Here is a 17,736-nt window from a genome sequence, read left to right as displayed (position 1 = left end):
TATAAAAAAATTTCACGAAATTAAGTGTATGTATAGACTTTCCAGTCAAAAGAATATAAACAGGACAATCATTATATAAACATGTATCTCTGATAAATTATATAAATGTAACATATACCCAATTGATGGAGCAATTATAGTTACTTATATGAATGAGTGTCCACGACAGAAATATGACATTTTTGCAAGCAGCTAATAAAAATGAAACAGAAGATAATGTTTTAAAGTAACTAATTCAAAAAAGCCTTGTAACATATTACAAGACTTTTTGAATTGGTATATACATTATAGATGGATAATCTTATTTTATTAAAATCAAGACCAAACCCATTGCTCTTTATTTGTATTCTGTTTAATTTTATCGTTAATTTTCTGGATATGGTCATACGTTGTTTTATCCATTCCATGGAAATTAGATCCATCATGAAAATCTACTCGAACCATATCACCTATATTAAATTGTTGACCTTGTGTTAAATCCACATAAACAACATCATTTTTCCCATTTTTAGAAGGGTACTTGACAGCTACATAATCGGTATAATCTTTGTCTATTTTTGTAATTTCTCCGATTACAAAATTAGGTTGACCATCTTCTTTTTCATACATTCCTAGTTTCAATGTTGAACCTTCTTTTTCTAAAGACTCAGTACTAGTACTATAATCATTAATTTGCGTTTTAACTTTTTCTACTTTTGCATTTACAGCTATAGGTGGTATGGATCTCGCCCAAAAATCACTTTCTACTTTCACTAAGTCATTAACCTTAAAGTTATGAGTGTTTTTTAGAGGTACACGAAGATCCTCTAGATTTCCGTTATTATCTATATATGTAACTAATAACTCATTAGAAGAAACTTCACTTACATGCCCTACTGTATATTGTTCGTAGTTTCCAGGAGCTAATTCAAAATGCTCAACAGAATTAGCCGTTAAGCTTGTAGTAAATGCGCTTTGAAGTAATGGACCATTACTATTTACTTTTACATATTCACCTGGTTTTGCATTTGCTTGAAAATCAGTATAAATAGTTACACTTTCATTTAATTCTTTACTTTCAATGATAAAATAATTTGACTGTACTTCTATTACTTTCCCCTCAACTGTAGTGTTGAACTCTTGTACAGCTGCACTTGCTGTTAGTGAATCTAATCCTGGTATATTGCTTCCTGTAAATGCTGCAATTCCTAATGCACCAGCTAAAATGACTTTTTTCATATACTAAAACATCTCCAATCATATCTATTCACCAACTGATTTCCATTATCAATTAACATGTAATCATTATAGTTACAGTTTTTAAAGAACGTCAACAAAAAGATTATTACACTTTTGTAAGGTAATAAGGTTAATAATATAGCAAGTAACTTTTACACGAAGTAAATTTTTTTATGTTTATAATAAGCTAAAAATGATAATAATCCGCCTATCTGGTTGATTGTACTGTTTATTAGCGAATCGTATCATTTATTATAATTCCTATATTTTTACTAATTTGCTGACTTACAGGAAAGAAAATAGCCAATATTTAGAGATAAATTAAAACAAACATTTCCGTTTGCATGGCAACTTATTAATCTTTATGGCAATTTAAGTTTAATAAACAACAAAAGTTTGTTGACATGGATGCATTTATTCAAGAATTACTGCAATCAAAGTTACTATCTAAAATACAGTAAATAGTATATACGAAGTACTTCGTTAGAAATTTTAAGAGCGTACTTCTTATTCGCCTTTTTCAGGAGATGTACAAAAATACCCCACATATAAATCTAAATTATTTAATCTATTATCTTCAATAATTAATTGATAACGACCAACAAAGATATAATAAAACTTGTTGCACCATTTGGTAAGAAGCCACCGTGACTGTTTAAATTTAAAAACCCCGCAGTATGATGACCAAATAATACAAATAATAATAGAAGTCCAATGAAAATAAAAAACACAAAAAATCACTGGTAAATAACGCTAAATATCCCTCTTTATTTAATCTAGAGAGCCCTCTCATTACATAGGATTAAAAACAAATTTATTTATCCTTATAGTTATTATAACGAGTAATTATTCACCTTATATAATAATTACTTACTATATTATTAACATGGTTATCTTACAAAAATGTAATTCTTTTTTAATTGACACTCATATATATAAGTAACTATACTGGTTACACAAGCTTGGTAAATATATCAAATAGTCCCTTATTATAAGTGTATGCCTATAGATTTTTTTCGAAATAATAATTTAAATTAACTAATTATTATTTACCTGTAATATAGCGAAATTGCCAACCTACTCTATTATTTAAACTAATTCATATTACTTATAAGATTCACTATAAATGATTGATTTACCAAGCTATAATATTTTTTAGGAGTGTTACATTTTGAAATACAAATTAATTGCTACAGGAATTCTTGCTGGAAGTCTACTATCCTACTCATCTAGTGCATTTGCAAATACTCATAAATTTCCAGATGTCCCAAATTGGGCAAGCCCTTCTGTAAATTACCTAGTTGAAAAAGGCGCATTACATGGAAAACCCGATGGTACTTTTGCTCCTGCTGAAACAATTGACCGCGGTTCAGCTGCCAAAATAATGGCTATAATGCTTGGATTAGAAATTAATAAGAATGCTAAACCATCTTTCCGAGATGCTCAAAACCACTGGGCAGCACCTTACATTGCAGCTGTTGAAAAAGCAGGTGTTATTAAAGGAGATGGAAATGGTAACTTCCTTCCAACAGGTTTGATTAATCGTGCATCCATGGCTTCAATGGTGGCAAATGCTTATAAATTAGAAAATAAAGTTACTAAAAATAGTGTAACTACATTTGAGGATTTAAAAGGGCATTGGGGAGAAAGATATGCAAATATTTTAATACAAACAGAAATTTCTAAGGGCACTGAAGATGGAGAAAACTGGTCCCCTAATAGACCAATTACCCGTGCAGAGGCTGCACAATTTATTGCAAAGTCTGATCAAATCGACCACCAAACAAAGAAAGAAGAAAATGCTGTAGTTGGTGTAATAAATGTTGCAGACCCTTATTATGTGACTGTTGCATATAAAGATGCTAATGGCAATAGTCAAGAAGTTACTATAGACTTCCCAAATGGTAGTAACTCTAACTTTAAAAACGGAGACAAAGTTAAAGTTGCTAACAAAAATCAATGGAAACATCAAAAAATCTATGGACAAACTGTATTTTACACTGATGTAAATTCTATTTCTAAAGTAAATGAAGAATCTAACAAACAACAAGAAAACCATGTATTTGGTGTAATAAATGATGCAGACCCTTATTATGTGACTGTTGTATATAAAGATGCTAATGGCAATAGTCAAGAAGTTACTATAGACTTCCCAAATGGTAGTAACTCTAACTTTAAAAACGGAGACAAAGTTAAAGTTGCTAACAAAGATCAATGGAAACATCAAAAAATCTATGGACAAACTGTATTTTACACTGATGTAAGTTCTATTTCTAAAATAAACGAAGAATCTAACAAACAACAAGAAAACCATGTAATGAGTAAAGATAAAGAACAAAAACTCTTAGCACAACTAAAAAAACGTTCTGGTACAGTGACAAAAAAATCCGAAGATAGCTTAGAAATTTCAAGTGAAAATCAAACCATTCGTGCCCATGTTAATCCAAAAGTATTACCAAACATTCAGATAGGCGATACAGTAAATGTTTATGCTCAAGCATTTGAAATGGCCCCTATTCTTCTAATGGACTTACCTTTCGAGGCAAGAAACGCGATTATTCAAAAAGGAAATGAACAAAATATTTTAGAGAATCAATACAAAAAAATCAAAGGAAATGTTACAGGGAAATCTGATAATTCAATCTTAGTTTCAAGTAACAACATAACTTATGAAGTTGAAACTTCAACCGAAGTATTACAAGATATTGTAATCGGTGATACGGTGAACGTTTATGCTGCATCTTTTGAGTTTAGCCCTATTTTACTTGCTGGTGTTCCTGTGAAAGCTATTTCTCCTATTGTTGAAAAAACAAACTAATGTTCAACATTCTTTGAACTACCCCCACTTTCACTTCGTTTAGAAGTGAAAGTGGGGGATTCCTAAGTAAAGAGTTCTATCGAACTCTAATTGATTAGGCTAACCCCGCAGTCCTTGCGGTTAGAAGCCTTATCGCTTCATTCTTTAGATTGATACTTGCGTTAATATCCCTATCATGGTGTGTACAACAAGAAGGACAGTCCCATTCACGTAGGTTTAGATTTTTAACGTCTTTATTTTAATATCCACAACAAGAACATAATTGGCTTGAAGCAAATGTTTTTGATCCGACAATGACTTGTTTGCCATACCATTTTGCTTTATATTCCAACATAGTTCGAAACTGTGACCATGATACCTCACTAATCGCTTTTGCTAACTTACGATTTTTTAACATATTCGATACTTGCAAATCTTCTATACCGATAACATCGTGGTTTTTGATGATTTCAGTAGAGATTTTGTCCAAGTAATCTTTTCTAGCATTTGCCATGTATTCATGCATGCTAGCTACTTTTACTCGTTGTTTATTCCAGCGAGAAGATCCTTTCGTTCTTCTAGAAAGAACACGCTGTGCTTTTGCCAACTTCTCTTCTAACAATCGAAAAAACTTCGGATTTTCATAGGTTTTTCCATCTGACAGAATGGCGAAATCTTTTAGTCCTACATCTATTCCAATGTGAGAATGTGTTTTCGGTAGTTCCTGCACTTCTGTCTCAACTAACAATGACACAAAGTATCTGTCAGAAGGATTCCGTCTAACTGTAGCATTTAAAATACATCCCTTTACTTCACGACTTTTGGCAAATCGAACAAGACCTAGTTTTGGCAATTTTATTTTGTTTCCTACAACGGCAATGTTTTCATTTGTTTGTTTTGTGGTGTAAGATTGTACGTTGTTCTTCTTAGATTTGAAACGCGGGGCACTGTTTTGTTTTTGAAAAAAGCGTGTATAAGCATCCGCAAGGTTGCGAACAGACGACTGAATCGCAATACTATCCACTTCTTTTAGCCAAACAAATTCTTTCTTCATGGCAGGAAGTTTGGCAGAGCATGTACCATATGTCAAACCTTTTCCTGTTTCTTTGTATGCATGATCCCATAGAGATAGGAAGTGATTGAATACAAAGCGAGAACAACCAATCGTTTTATTGATTAGGGTCGCTTGTGCTTTATTTGGATAGATACGCAATTTATATGCTTTATTAATCATTATCATTTCACCTCCTTTTGGATATATGTCTATTGTACGACAAACATACATTCGATAGATAGTGTAATAACAGTTTGTTTATGTCGAACAATTAAGATGGCTTCCTGCCATCCCTTGTCCGAAGCCAATTCATCTCCCACCTACTCACTTCGCGTTCCTTGAGGAAGGAGTCTTCTTGGCTAAAATGATAAAATGCAAAACCTTTTGGCTACGCCAAACAGAAATTCATCTCCCACCTACCGTTGGTCTACGCCCTTCACACGCTTGAGGAAAGAGAATTCTTTCGGGGAATTCGTTAAAAAAATCAAATTTTATTACTCAAGGCACCTTCGAACTTTAGAAGGAACAAAAAAGAAGAGGGATTTCCTCCCTCTTCACCAATAAAATCAAACATATTTACAATTTGGGTTTAATAATATCTTTTTTCATAAAACCAATATATCGGATATTGGTTTTATGGTCAACTCTAATTTTTCAATAATATATACTCGATTATCAAATTCTAAAAACGACCATTTAAGGAACTCTATTTAGTTCTAACAAAACGCAAATTTCGTACGCTAAAAAGGAATCAGTACTTTAATGTTAAATTATTTGTAGTGGTCGAAAGAATATTATAGAAAAGGATACTGAAAATTTAGATACAATGGTTGAAACCGTTGTAAAGCATCTTGATACTTTCTCGTGTTCAAATTGACACTACTAGATAAAAAAATCCTGCATGTTTGAAACATGCAGGATTTTTTCTATTCTTCGTTTTTCATAAAGTAAGAAACAAAACGGAGAATTTCAAGGTATAACCATACTAATGTCATCATGAGCCCTATTGCGCTATACCATTCCATATGTTTTGCCGCCCCACTACGTACACCATTTTCAATCGAATCAAAATCCAGTAATAGATTTAATGCAGCAACGACAATCACAACGGCACTAATAATGATACTGATTGTCCCACCTTGGTGAATGTATGGAACAGTCAAAACAAACGTGTTTAGCAAGAAGACAATCAAATACATAATTAAAATGCCAAGTGTTGCAGCTGTTAAAACAGTACGGAACTTTTCAGTTACTTTTATTATACGAGTAGCATATAATATTAACATTGCAAATAAAATTGAAATGGTTAATAATACAGCAGTTAAAAGAATAGAATCCCCGAAACGCATTGTATAATATGCTGAAATACTTCCTAATACAATCCCTTTCACTACAGCATAAATCGGTGCACAAATTGGTGATATACGAGGGATAAATATAGCTAAAAATGCAACTACTATATTAACTATTGCTACTCCAATTAATACTGACGTTTTCATTGAACCTTGCATCATCTGTAAGTATGAATAGACAGACGCTGCAAGTAGTAAAATAAGCATAACAAATGTATTTCTTACGGTTCCACCAATGGTCATCGTAGAAGTGTTTGTTGGCTCTTTTTTAAAAGTATCCTTTTTTAGCATTGGATTAGATGTTTTCATTAGTTCCTCCTAAAATGTATCTTGAATTAAACAAATTTTTATAACTCTAATTTCTTATCTATAATGCGTCCAGTAATGGCTACGAGGAGAATTATTAACAAACAGGTGAAAATTTGGTCAGTTATCGTACTCCATTCACTAAGATAAAAAGAAGTTTCAATGAATCCATTCTGATCAATAAAGTAATTCTTTTTTATAGTAACTATCTCTCTCTCTAATCTTCCCAAAACATCCATCACTGCTGTTTGAATAGCTACGAAAATACAAAAGAAAACGGTAAAGAAAATTTTCCTTCCTATCGATTCCTTAACAGGAAACTGTTTTGTAATAACTATGATAAAATAACCGGAAACTAACAAATACATGAAAACGATTCCCCATAAAAAAATAGCAAAGATATGGTGAAAGATTCCGTATTTAAATAACTCATAAAATTCCTGTTGAAAACTATCATCCATTATTTTTACACCATCAATACTTAAGGAAAAATAATATAAAAAAATCAGTCCTATTACCAATAAAATTAGAAATACAAGTGTAAAGAAAAATAAATTTGCATATATATTTTTTTGAGATGTGATAGCTGTGTAACGTATCATAGAATTTTTTATCATTTTGTTGAAAGATGATAACGCTAGTACAAACACGTAGAAAGAAGCTATACATAATAAAATTAAAAAAATAACCAATGTTAAATCCTGTCTAGCCGAATTCGTTATTTGAATTGAACCTTTCACATGAAATAAAAGGAGCAACGAAGAAGTTATAAAAACAAAATAAAGAATAGCTATGCTTCTTTTATTACACTTATATAAATATTGAAAAAGTGGGTTCATTACTTATAAACCTCCCTAAACAATTCATGCACTGCTTTACCTTGATGAAAACGAATTTCTTCTACATTTTCATGTAATACAATATTTCCGTCTTTTAAAAAGATTACCTCATCAAATATATTTTCAATTTCTTCTATTAAATGAGTTGAAATAAGAATAGTACAGTCTTCTCGGTAAAATTTAAGAATTAAATCCAGTATATGTTTTCTAGAAACGAGATCAATTCCACCCAAGGGCTCATCTAATATATATAACTTTGCTTTTCTGGAGAAAGTTAATATAAGTTGTAATTTTTCCACTTCTCCTTTTGACAGAGCAACTATATGCTCTTCTAATGGCATTTTAAATTCAATTATTAATTCCATTGCTTGATTTAAATCAAAATCAGGATAAAAATTTCGATAGAAAGCTACAGCATCTTTTATTGTCATCCACTCGTCAAAAACAGGACTATCAGCCATAAATGAAACAATTTTCTTTGTTTCTATTCCTACCTTCTGACCTTCAATTGTGATAGTTCCTTTAGAAGGATAACGAAAACCAGCAATCATTTTTAATAATGTCGTTTTTCCGCTACCATTATCACCAACAAGACCAATAATTTTCCCTTCAGAAATTGTTACACTTAAATCTTGAAGTACTGTTTTTAAGTTATATCTTTTCCACAGATTTTCAATTTTTAATAACTCTGTCATTCGTTTTCCTTCCTTTTCTTTTCTAATGAAGAATGGAGGATTTGAAAAATTTCTTCTTTCGTGAATCCTAAATTGTCCATTCCATTTATAAAATTATCAAGCAACTCTGTTGCCATTCCTTTGCGTAGTTCAGTAATCTTTTCTCCTTCACTTGTTACAAATCTCCCTGTTCCTCTTCTTGTCACAGCAATACCTTCTCGTTCTAGCTCTTGAAATGTGCGTTGAATCGTATTTGGATTCACTTGTAATTCACTGGCTAATTCACGTACAGCTGGTATTTTATCACCCGGCGCTAAACGACCTGTTACAATTTCCTTTTTCATGTATTCCATTACCTGAATATAAATCGGGATATTAGGAGAAAACCCACTTTCCATTTCTTACCTCCTCAGTACTAGTGTACTAGTTGAATGATACACTAGTACTGATTGCGTGTAAATGGTAATTTTTTCGAAATGCATATAATGAATAAAAGATGACATATCTGGTGTAACCAACTAAGTGCCATAAACGACCGTTTATTTTACTTTACTTATATTTCTATCCAGATAGAGAATAATACTATTTAAATTCAGTTTCAAAACTCATTACCAAAAATAAACGCTCCTAACATGTAAGTCATATACAATATGTTAGGAGCGTGATATTTTTAGTATTTTTTAGATTTAGGTCTTGATAACGTACGAAATTCGCGTTTAGTTGGCGAGACCCCATCGCTATCAAGCTAAGATTTTTAATTACCCCATTTCCATCTAGCTAAAATTTTATAGTAATCCCAGAACGAAAATTTGTGCTAACTTGTAAGTGAAAAGCTCATTTTTCGTTTTGGGGTATTCGTTTTTCTTGGTTTGATGGTGATAAAGTGGTACCCATAAATCTAAACTATCCATTATATAAAAAAAATCAAAATAATAGGAATAAAAAATACTAACACGTTTAACATTATTCCGATTTTTGCCCAAATACTTTTGTTTTCTATATATGATAAAACAGCTAGGATAAATCCGATCGCACAAAGAAATGTTGTTGAAAAAATCGAAGCTCCAAATAATGCAGTTAATATGATTCTGTATTTAACATTAATAAGACATACCATTAATAAAATCGGTATTAAAATTGATATGCTTATATTTATACTACTTTTTTTCATCATAATATCCCTTTCTAAAATAGCATATGAAGAGAGCACAAATCGGAGTTTCTTTATAGGATTACGGCCAGGATTTCGGAAAAAACCCACAAGTGAAATATGGAATAAAAAGTCAATTTTATTTCTACATAAACTAGGTTTTCCTAAACAAACATGTCTATTATCACATGCTATTACATTAATTTAAACATTTAAATGAAGACGAAAAACTCCAACAATAACAATTTTTAAAAATATAAATCATAAATATATGCTCTTCTTACATATATAATACAGAGCTTGTCTTATTAAATATTAAATTATTTAAGAAGGGAGAATCCCCCATGAAAAAAGTATTATTATTTGGAGACCCAGGTATAGATGATTCTTTGGCAATTATATATGGTTTATTGCATCCTGAAATTGAGATTGTTGGAATTGTTACAAGTTATGGAAATGTTACAAAAGAACAAACGACTCGAAATGCTGTTTACTTATTACAATTAGCTGGAAGAACAGATATCCCTGTTATCAGCGGTGCCTCTTTACCATTTCTTAATGGTTTCACTGCTTATTATCCAGAAATACATGGTGCAGAAGGACTTGGACCTATCCAACCACCAGAAAGTGTAGCATCAATTCCTCTTCATAATTTTAGTCTAATTCTGTCAATTATTGAAAAATATAAGGAAGAATTAACAATTGTTGATGTAGGTAGATCCACTTCTCTTGCAATCGCTTTAAACCTTTGGAAAGAAACAATGCAAAGCATAAAAGAAATATACATAATGTCCGGAGTATTTCTTCAACCAGGAAACGTCTCACCTGTAGCTGAAGCAAATGCATATGGTGATCCAGTTTCAACCCGATTTGTAATTAATCAATCTAAAAATTTAACAATAATTCCTTTAAACGTAACAAATTCAGCTATTTTACTTCCAAATGAAGCAGAATATATTGCAGAACACACTACTACCCCATTTAAATCATTAATTAAACCAATTTATGATTATTATTTTAGTGCCTACAAAAAATTAAACCCCAGTATTAAAGGTGCTCCTTTACATGATGTTGTTGCAATGAGTGCAATTGTCAATCCAGATTTTCTTCAATACATGTATCGAAAAGTAGAGATTGATTTAGAATCTTTAAGGGGACAGACTGTCGCAGATTTTCGACCAGGTGCAAAAGATGAGGGAGCTAGAATTGGATTGAAATTAAATCAAAAACAGTTTATTAAGAATTTCATAGAAATTATGATAGATAGAGGAACAAATTAGAAAGTGAATTTACTCATTCGTATGTAAACCAGTATGAAATAATAAATTTTCTTTAAATAACATACAATATACCTAAAAGGTGTATGTATGCATTTTTTTTAGGGTTTTTAAGATACTTAGTACTTACAATTGGGTGGATTTTTTTGATCCCGCTTTGGTATGCAATATTCTTTTTGTAAAAACTCTACTATTTCATTCATACTCCTAAGAGACACAAAATGTGTCTCTTTTTTATGCACAACTAATTGGTGACCATTGCAAAAAGAAGATGACACAATTAAACTTAATTATTCTCCTTTATATCAAGAAATTGATTGATATGCTCTAAAGGTTACCCCAGTATATGAGTAATATTAATATGTGAAAAACACCTTAATACAAATAAGGTGTTTTTCATATATTTCTTACTACAAATAAGGAAGGTATTATCCTTATTGTAGCTTTAATTTTAATCAATTCTATTATAATTACACAGATTGAAATATCTATTCAATTTCAAAAATAGTAAAGGGAATGTATATAAAAAGATCACTTGTCTTGAAAACAAGTAATCCTTTCATTAAATAAATTGCTACTTGCCAAAATCAGGTAGTTGTTATCCTATTCATATGTTCAATAGATATTATAACACATTTTTTAGTTATATAGACGGAATAGCTTCTAATGAAATGAGTCCAAAAATATTTTAAAAGGTACCATTAATTATTTAGTATTTTAAAAATGCAATTTTGAATCTTTCGAAGCACTAAATCAGGTAGATTTTAATAAACTGCAAACTTTGTCTGTATCAGGATCTAACAATTGAGTCCTAGTAATTAATGCTGGTGACATAACAAAAAGAGTCCTGATTGAAACGAACTCTTTTATGAGTTTTTACAAAAGTAAACTTTTAAACACATAATTATATTTCTATTATTTTACCACTTGTACAGATGCTGGTTTCCACCCCTGATTCTCTACCCAATCAATATCAACCTTATATTTTTTGTTACTTTGCTTATCTCGCACATTACCGTAGGCTTTATTATTACCATTATTCCCAATAAAATCGAAAATCAATTGGCTCTCTGGAACATCAATAGCATAAGAAATTGCTTTTTTCATCTCATTCCAATCTACTGTTCCTTCTTTAAATTTCATTTCAGGTTTAGCCCCTTGCTTTGTACCAATTGGCTTCCAAGAAGGATTAGTTTGAGAACCCTTTTCTTGAGATACCGATTTTTCTGCTTTTTGGTTCTCTTCTAACTGTGCCGCTTCTTTCTCTTCACGTTTCTTCTCCTCTAACTGTGCCGCTTCTTTCTCTTCACGTTTCTTCTCCTCTAACTGTGTCGCTTCTTTTTCTTCACGTTTCTTCTCCTCTAACTGTGCCGCTTCTTTTTCTTCACGTTTCTTCTCCTCTAACTGTGTCGCTTCTTTCTCTTCACGTTTCTTCTCCTCTAACTGTACTGCTTTCTTTTCTTGAGCAATTGCTTTCTTTGATGTATTAGAAGAGGTAAACAACTGGTATGTCACTATACCAACTGTCACTAATATTAAAGTAAATGCAATATTAAAAATTGCCTTTTGACGACGATTCTGTTGTTTTTCTTGAAATCTGCTTACTTGTCCCATTCTTCAAACCTCCGTGTTTACTTTCTCCTCTACTCTTTATGTATTATCCTTATAATTCTTAATATTTTTATTAAATAATAGAAATACACTACACTTTCCATACAGGATTTCATATCACAATAAAATTTGTGTTTTTTCAAGCATCTGACATATGTTATTCAAAATAGTTTAATACATTAAAAATTGATAAGTTTCTGCACTTAAACAACTTTCAATTTTATTCAAAGTTGATTCCAATTACGTCCACATTAGATCTCCTGTAGAAAGCTTTTTAACAATTAAACCTCTTCTTCCCTTATTTATAATTTTTAAATTAAATTTCCCTCTATAGTATAGTAAAGATGTTTCATTTTCTAACGGGGTATGTCGTAAAATCAAAAGGGATTTTATCTCTTTTACCTTCTTTTCAGAGTAAATTTCACCACTAGGAAATTCTATTATTCCTAATGTAATCTTTAATTCGCTCTCATCAAAAGGCCACTCCTTATTAAGTTCCCTTATCTTTTGTATAAAGCTTCTTTTGGTTTGTCCTATATAGAGCAATGTTACAGTCTTAGCATATACTCTAGAGATTGCAAATATCCCCTTCTTAGAAGCTTCTTCCCTATTATAAAAATCATTTATACTATACATTCCATACCATTTAATATGTACTGTTTCTATGAATCACACCTCATTTTTAGATAATATTATAATTTCTGAATGTTCAAATTATAATGAGTACATAGTCCTGATTACTTGAATTATAAATTGTGCTTTTCAATAATACATTTTATTATTACTAATTTCAATAATGCAGAAAAAATACAATATTATAGTTTAATTACAAAACTATCTAAAAACAAATTGAAGTCGTACCAAATATTTTATTTTTTTCAATATCAGACTATCGTGAACAAAATAGAGAATTATGGAATAAAATATAATGTGTATTTACATGTATTTCTTTTTAAAAGATGTTTTGTAGTTTGCAACTGAATTAAAAAATATAGATTTTTATGACTCTTTTTGGGGGATATAGCAAAGTGGGATCTTATATATGCAAATTACTATAGCGAACTAGATTTCGGTATAGTAATTTTTTGTAACTCATTGATTTTTTACCAAACACGTATAAAAATCAATAGTATGAAAATAAAAAAGAACCTGCAAATCTGCAGATTCTCCTGATAATGATTTATATAAGTAAGACTCGAAAATATAATACAATGATTCAAAAATAAGTTCAAGTAAATCAAAGAACCCGCTGAAGTTAGGGTTCTTTCAGAAGTGATGATGTTTTCTCAGCTTCACAAAGTGAGAAAATAAAAGAATATAATACATCGAGATTTAGAGAATTCAAATACTTAATAGATAAGGAGTATTTTATTTATTATGCAATGCTTGTGTTTTTCATTCAAAGTATAGTATCATCCATTTATTTAGATATTATTCATAAGGTATAAAACTGTTGACTAAATATCGGAGTATTTTTACATATTCTATTAATACTATTAATTCTTTCTTCAAAAATCCCCTCTAAAATGAAAAAATACGCTATTCTTTTTGTAGAATCATTGGAAAGGATGGCGTTTTTGTATGTATATTTCTGTATCAAACAGAATTTAAAAGTATAACACATTTCAAACAAGAATTAGCAAAGTATATAGGGTACTATAATCAAAAAGAATCAGGGCAAAATTAAAAGGTATGAGCACGGTACAATACCGGGCTCATACCCTAAAGGCTGCCTAATGAACCGACTTGTCTAACTTTCGAGAGGGCACTTCAACCGGCTGTAGCCCTTCACGTTTATTTAGGACGGAGCCCTCATGGCTAAAATGATAAAAGCTACAGATTTGCTACTTTAAAGTTAAGAATTTAACCTTGGATTACTTAAATTCTTTTTTCCAGATAAGGCATACATTATATCTTGATGCTTGATCGTCCTCTTATGATTACCTGGTATCTGGAAATTGTTTCGGTGTTCTTTAATTGTAATTAAAGTTTGAAGTTCTACGTTCAATACTTTTGCGAGGACATGATAGTTATATCTATTATCTAACAAAGAAATTATTTCATAAAACATAGTTTTTCTTCCACCTGTTTCACCCTTTCTACACCCTAGTTTTACAAAATAAGAAATCATCCATACTTATATTTATTACTTTCTGATATCTCCTCTCTCTTGTTCTATATAAAGTCTATCTAAATTTTAATTGCCTACTAAAAAATAACGAATTTGCAGGATGATTGAAAAAAGCCAAGTGCATTGCACTCGGCTTTTTGGTCGATTAAACAATTTTACTTCAGAAGTATTGAACTGATGTATATAATCTTTAGTGCAAGTATAGCCTGAATCAATGAGTGTGTTCTTTTCTTCTTCTGTGATATTAAAATTAATTGACGACGTAAAGAACGTATTGATAAATACAGTACGAGCGGCATCTTCTTTTGTTGTTTTTCCGCTCGCTTGTCCCTTGATCATGGTTTGAGACAAATTCCATACAAAATCAATAAGTGAATGGCCAATATGATGTTTTTTTGCACTTGCTATATGTTTCAACATGGCAATCTCAGCACGAGATTCTAAACGGAAACCTAGTGTTTCCTTGTTATACACAATTTCATCTGCAGGATCAAAAAAAGATACATTATAGTTCGTATGTAAGCTTCTTAATGCAGAATGCTGATCCGTATTACTTACCAGTTTATTAACCTCGTCAATTGTGTCTGTGGTCGTTAAGTGTTCTTCTTTACTCACAAAACTTTTGCGATCAAATAAACGGATTGGGTAGTTATCGAGTACACCTCCGTCTACATAATAATCTTCCTCCCATTCCACAGATTTGAAAAAGAATGGGATGGACATCGAAATCCGCACGGCAACTACAAACGGGACATCAGGCGTAGTCTCACGAGAAAACGTGCGAAGCTGATGTGTAGAAACGTTTGTTCCTTGGAAAAACACGTCTTTTCCTGTTTTGTCATATAACTGCTGAAAGGTTGTGTCCTTACTCCCTGTCCATTTTTCAATTATCGCACCTATCCACTCAGTGAAGAAATCCCCTTTATAAATGCCAAAACCATCAAAAAATAGACGAATGTTATCTTGAATAAACAAAAAATCATGATCTTTAAATGCTTTAAAATTCATATCTTTGTGGATTTTTACGACATCTGCGAATGGAATGGAAAGACCTAAAAGTAATGCAGTAATCGCTCCTGCAGAAGTCCCCCCAAATCGTTGTATTTCTGGCAAAATCTCTTCATCGTTTAGTGCGCGGATGGCACCGATAAAAGCGACCCCTTTTACCCCGCCTCCTTCAAATACTAAATTACGAAATGGATATGTCATTATATACCTCCAGTAGAGAAATTTTAGATCTGTTATAGTATCGGAAGTATATTGAAATATATTCCAAATAATATTAAGAACGTTTCATGCTACGCGATACGTATGGCGGATTTATCTTTATTCAATGGATGAATTGTTTGAAAGAGAAGGAATTTGCTTGGAATGGTAATATAGGATAGGAAATAAGAAACGGAGCGCATCTTTGGGTGCTCTTACCCTAAGTATACCTGAGTCTATTTGTTTCCTTCCCGAAAGAGATAAATAGTTTTGTTCCCATTCATGAAATAGTACAATGTATGCACAATTACATATCTAATTAATTGCTTTTAGTGTTATATTTTAATAGCGATGAATGCTATTATTTCATAAGTTGTCAACAAGCGTTATGTATGAGAAAAAGGAAGGGGCCAAATAGGCCCATTCCTTTTTCTACCAATTAACTAAATTACTCTCTGGTAAAACTTTAAATAGTGATGCAAATAAGTTGCATCACTTTTTTAGATAAATAAGGGAAGTAACTCTTACGATTCAATGAGTCTTTTTTCCTGCCTTTGAAATGTTCGTTTAGGCTTCAATGCCCTTATTCAATGATATTTCAGCAGTTCCTTTATTTTTCATATTTAATATTTTGTTCCTTAGCCATGAATATACTTAGAAAACCTCTAAAAACTATTTGATAATCTTTTAGAATCTAACTTTCTTATAATACTCTTTGCTATTTCTTCAATATTTTCATTTAGAAAGAAATGATTACCTTCAAAAGAATGAAGAGTACACGTTTTACTTGTATATTGCTCCCATATTATTACTTGATCATATGTAGTAAATTCATCATTTTCCCCATTAAATATAAGAAAATCAATATCACATGGTTGTATATTATTGTCATGAATATATGTCTCGACAATTTTAAAATCTGCTCTTAGAATTGGGAGAAAAATCTCCATTAATTCTTCTGATTGAAGTACCCCGGACGGTGTACCTCCCATTGCAATAACTTCTCTTTTAAATTGCTCATTAGAAAGATTATGTCGGATATTTTTTATTTTACTATTTGGATGATTTCTACCGGACAAAACAAGAAATTCAGGCGATACGTTTTTAGAATCTTTTATTTTTCTGGCTACTTCATAGGCGATCAAACTTCCCATGCTATGCCCGAATAGAATGTAGGGCGAATTATCTATCTGCATAACTATTTTATTGTAGACATCATTTACCGCCTCTTCCATACTTTGGTACAAGTTTTCTTCAATTCTATATCCTCTACCAGCTAACTCTATCGGGACTACCTCAATATATGGATTAAAGTGATTTTTCCATTTTGCGTAACTAAACGCAGATCCCCCAGCATGTGGAAAGCAAAAAAGTTTAGTCTTCTGCATTGATTTTCTCCTTACTTTCAAATTTGCATATATTTTGGCAAATTGAATAAATGTCTTTAATTATTATCTCTTGCGGAAATTCATCCCTTGTTGCACAAGCAGATATCTTATAATTTGGCTCAATGTTATATTGTCTAAAGTAAAAGTTTTGAGGTATATACTTATATGAAATTAAAGTTCGTGACTCTTTTTTTATAGAGAATGAATTTAACGGGATATAAAGCCCTTTTCCAATCGTTTTTATATAACTTTCTTTTAATGTCCATAAATCATAAAAATAATTAATTTGTTCATCAGAATTTATATTAGATATATCATAAAATTCTTCCTCTGAAAAAAATTCATTTGCTAATTTAAGAGCCTCTATTTCTGAAACCTTTTCTATATCAATACCCACATTAAAATTAGCAGTAGTACAAACCACCCATTCTCCTGAATGTGACAGATTAAAATGAAAGTCAGAAAAATTTTCAACAAAAGGTTTTCCATACTCATTATATATAAATCTAATTTCTTCATTATTAATTTTATACTTTTGGCAGATTAGAGATCGGATTAGTAAATCCCCTATCAGGGTCCTATTAATGTCGCATGAGTTTAATAAACGCTTCATTCGTTCTTTCTTCTCATTTGAAACCAAGTTACTAAGTTGCTTAAACAAATGACTTTCAATATTCTTTGGTATTTTCACAGCTTGAATGTGTATGATAAATCACTTCCTTTTTTAAAGGAT

At 31.1% G+C, this 17,736-nt stretch carries 12 protein-coding genes and 3 pseudogenes; 3 read left to right on the top strand and 12 right to left on the bottom strand.

Annotated elements, in window-relative coordinates:
- Positions 1–315 precede the first annotated feature (315 nt).
- On the bottom strand, positions 316–1,218 hold the full coding sequence (locus ACYVEC_RS15370) for a hypothetical protein (RefSeq protein ID WP_063224859.1): 903 nt from the start codon (positions 1,216–1,218) through the stop codon (positions 316–318).
- Between the two features lie 1,171 nt (positions 1,219–2,389).
- On the opposite strand from ACYVEC_RS15370, the gene ACYVEC_RS15365 reads away from it, so the two are divergent.
- The gene (locus ACYVEC_RS15365; protein ID WP_275719355.1) at positions 2,390–4,036 is read left to right on the top strand and encodes an S-layer homology domain-containing protein; all 1,647 of its coding nucleotides are present in this window, start codon (positions 2,390–2,392) and stop codon (positions 4,034–4,036) included.
- A 94-nt stretch (positions 4,037–4,130) separates the two neighbouring features.
- Here ACYVEC_RS15365 and tnpB read toward each other — a convergent pair.
- The 5 genes and pseudogenes from tnpB to ACYVEC_RS15340 all read right to left on the bottom strand — a co-directional run bounded on the left by tnpB (position 4,131) and on the right by ACYVEC_RS15340 (position 8,638).
- A pseudogene (gene tnpB, locus ACYVEC_RS15360) lies at positions 4,131–5,249 on the bottom strand (IS200/IS605 family element RNA-guided endonuclease TnpB).
- 746 nt (positions 5,250–5,995) lie between these two features.
- Positions 5,996–6,730, bottom strand: coding sequence for a Bax inhibitor-1/YccA family protein (locus tag ACYVEC_RS15355; protein ID WP_063222262.1), 735 nt, complete (start codon positions 6,728–6,730; stop codon positions 5,996–5,998).
- A 38-nt stretch (positions 6,731–6,768) separates the two neighbouring features.
- Positions 6,769–7,566 (bottom strand): hypothetical protein, encoded by a 798-nt coding sequence (locus ACYVEC_RS15350; RefSeq protein ID WP_063222261.1) that lies wholly within the window; start codon positions 7,564–7,566, stop codon positions 6,769–6,771.
- The gene (locus ACYVEC_RS15345) at positions 7,566–8,261 is read right to left on the bottom strand and encodes an ABC transporter ATP-binding protein (protein WP_063222260.1); all 696 of its coding nucleotides are present in this window, start codon (positions 8,259–8,261) and stop codon (positions 7,566–7,568) included. The genes ACYVEC_RS15350 and ACYVEC_RS15345 overlap by 1 nt, the downstream gene beginning before the upstream one ends.
- Positions 8,258–8,638, bottom strand: coding sequence for a GntR family transcriptional regulator (locus tag ACYVEC_RS15340; RefSeq protein ID WP_063222259.1), 381 nt, complete (start codon positions 8,636–8,638; stop codon positions 8,258–8,260). The genes ACYVEC_RS15345 and ACYVEC_RS15340 overlap by 4 nt, the downstream gene beginning before the upstream one ends.
- 1,096 nt (positions 8,639–9,734) lie before the next feature.
- On the opposite strand from ACYVEC_RS15340, the gene ACYVEC_RS15335 reads away from it, so the two are divergent.
- Positions 9,735–10,670 (top strand): nucleoside hydrolase, encoded by a 936-nt coding sequence (locus tag ACYVEC_RS15335; RefSeq protein WP_063222258.1) that lies wholly within the window; start codon positions 9,735–9,737, stop codon positions 10,668–10,670.
- Positions 10,671–11,582: 912 nt separating this feature from the next.
- Here the strand turns inward: ACYVEC_RS15335 and ACYVEC_RS15330 are convergent.
- Both ACYVEC_RS15330 and ACYVEC_RS15325 read right to left on the bottom strand, forming a co-directional pair.
- Positions 11,583–12,281: a YrrS family protein gene (locus ACYVEC_RS15330; RefSeq protein ID WP_199678202.1), complete on the bottom strand. Its 699-nt coding sequence runs from the start codon at positions 12,279–12,281 to the stop codon at positions 11,583–11,585.
- 237 nt (positions 12,282–12,518) lie between these two features.
- The gene (locus tag ACYVEC_RS15325; RefSeq protein WP_063224403.1) at positions 12,519–12,914 is read right to left on the bottom strand and encodes a hypothetical protein; all 396 of its coding nucleotides are present in this window, start codon (positions 12,912–12,914) and stop codon (positions 12,519–12,521) included.
- A gap of 949 nt (positions 12,915–13,863) precedes the next feature.
- Here ACYVEC_RS15325 and ACYVEC_RS15320 point away from each other — a divergent pair.
- Positions 13,864–14,015, top strand: a pseudogene (locus ACYVEC_RS15320) (IS3 family transposase); the annotation flags it as partial.
- Positions 14,016–14,133: 118 nt separating this feature from the next.
- On the opposite strand, the pseudogene ACYVEC_RS15315 reads toward ACYVEC_RS15320, so the two are convergent.
- The 4 genes and pseudogenes from ACYVEC_RS15315 to ACYVEC_RS15300 form a co-directional block, all read right to left on the bottom strand.
- Positions 14,134–14,361 (bottom strand): annotated as a pseudogene (locus ACYVEC_RS15315) (nucleotide excision repair endonuclease); the annotation flags it as partial.
- Positions 14,362–14,475: 114 nt separating this feature from the next.
- The gene (locus ACYVEC_RS15310; protein WP_275719359.1) at positions 14,476–15,618 is read right to left on the bottom strand and encodes a patatin-like phospholipase family protein; all 1,143 of its coding nucleotides are present in this window, start codon (positions 15,616–15,618) and stop codon (positions 14,476–14,478) included.
- 662 nt (positions 15,619–16,280) lie between these two features.
- A complete protein-coding gene (locus ACYVEC_RS15305) occupies positions 16,281–17,003 on the bottom strand; it encodes a thioesterase II family protein (RefSeq protein ID WP_063224401.1) in 723 nt (240 codons plus the stop codon).
- The gene (locus tag ACYVEC_RS15300; protein ID WP_063224400.1) at positions 16,990–17,694 is read right to left on the bottom strand and encodes a 4'-phosphopantetheinyl transferase family protein; all 705 of its coding nucleotides are present in this window, start codon (positions 17,692–17,694) and stop codon (positions 16,990–16,992) included. Before ACYVEC_RS15300 ends, ACYVEC_RS15305 begins: the two co-directional genes overlap by 14 nt.
- Positions 17,695–17,736 lie beyond the last annotated feature (42 nt).

The organism is Bacillus sp. MN7755 (assembly GCF_054771475.1).
The sequence above is the reverse complement of the archived record's forward strand: the minus strand, read 5'-3'. Positions and strand labels throughout refer to the sequence as shown.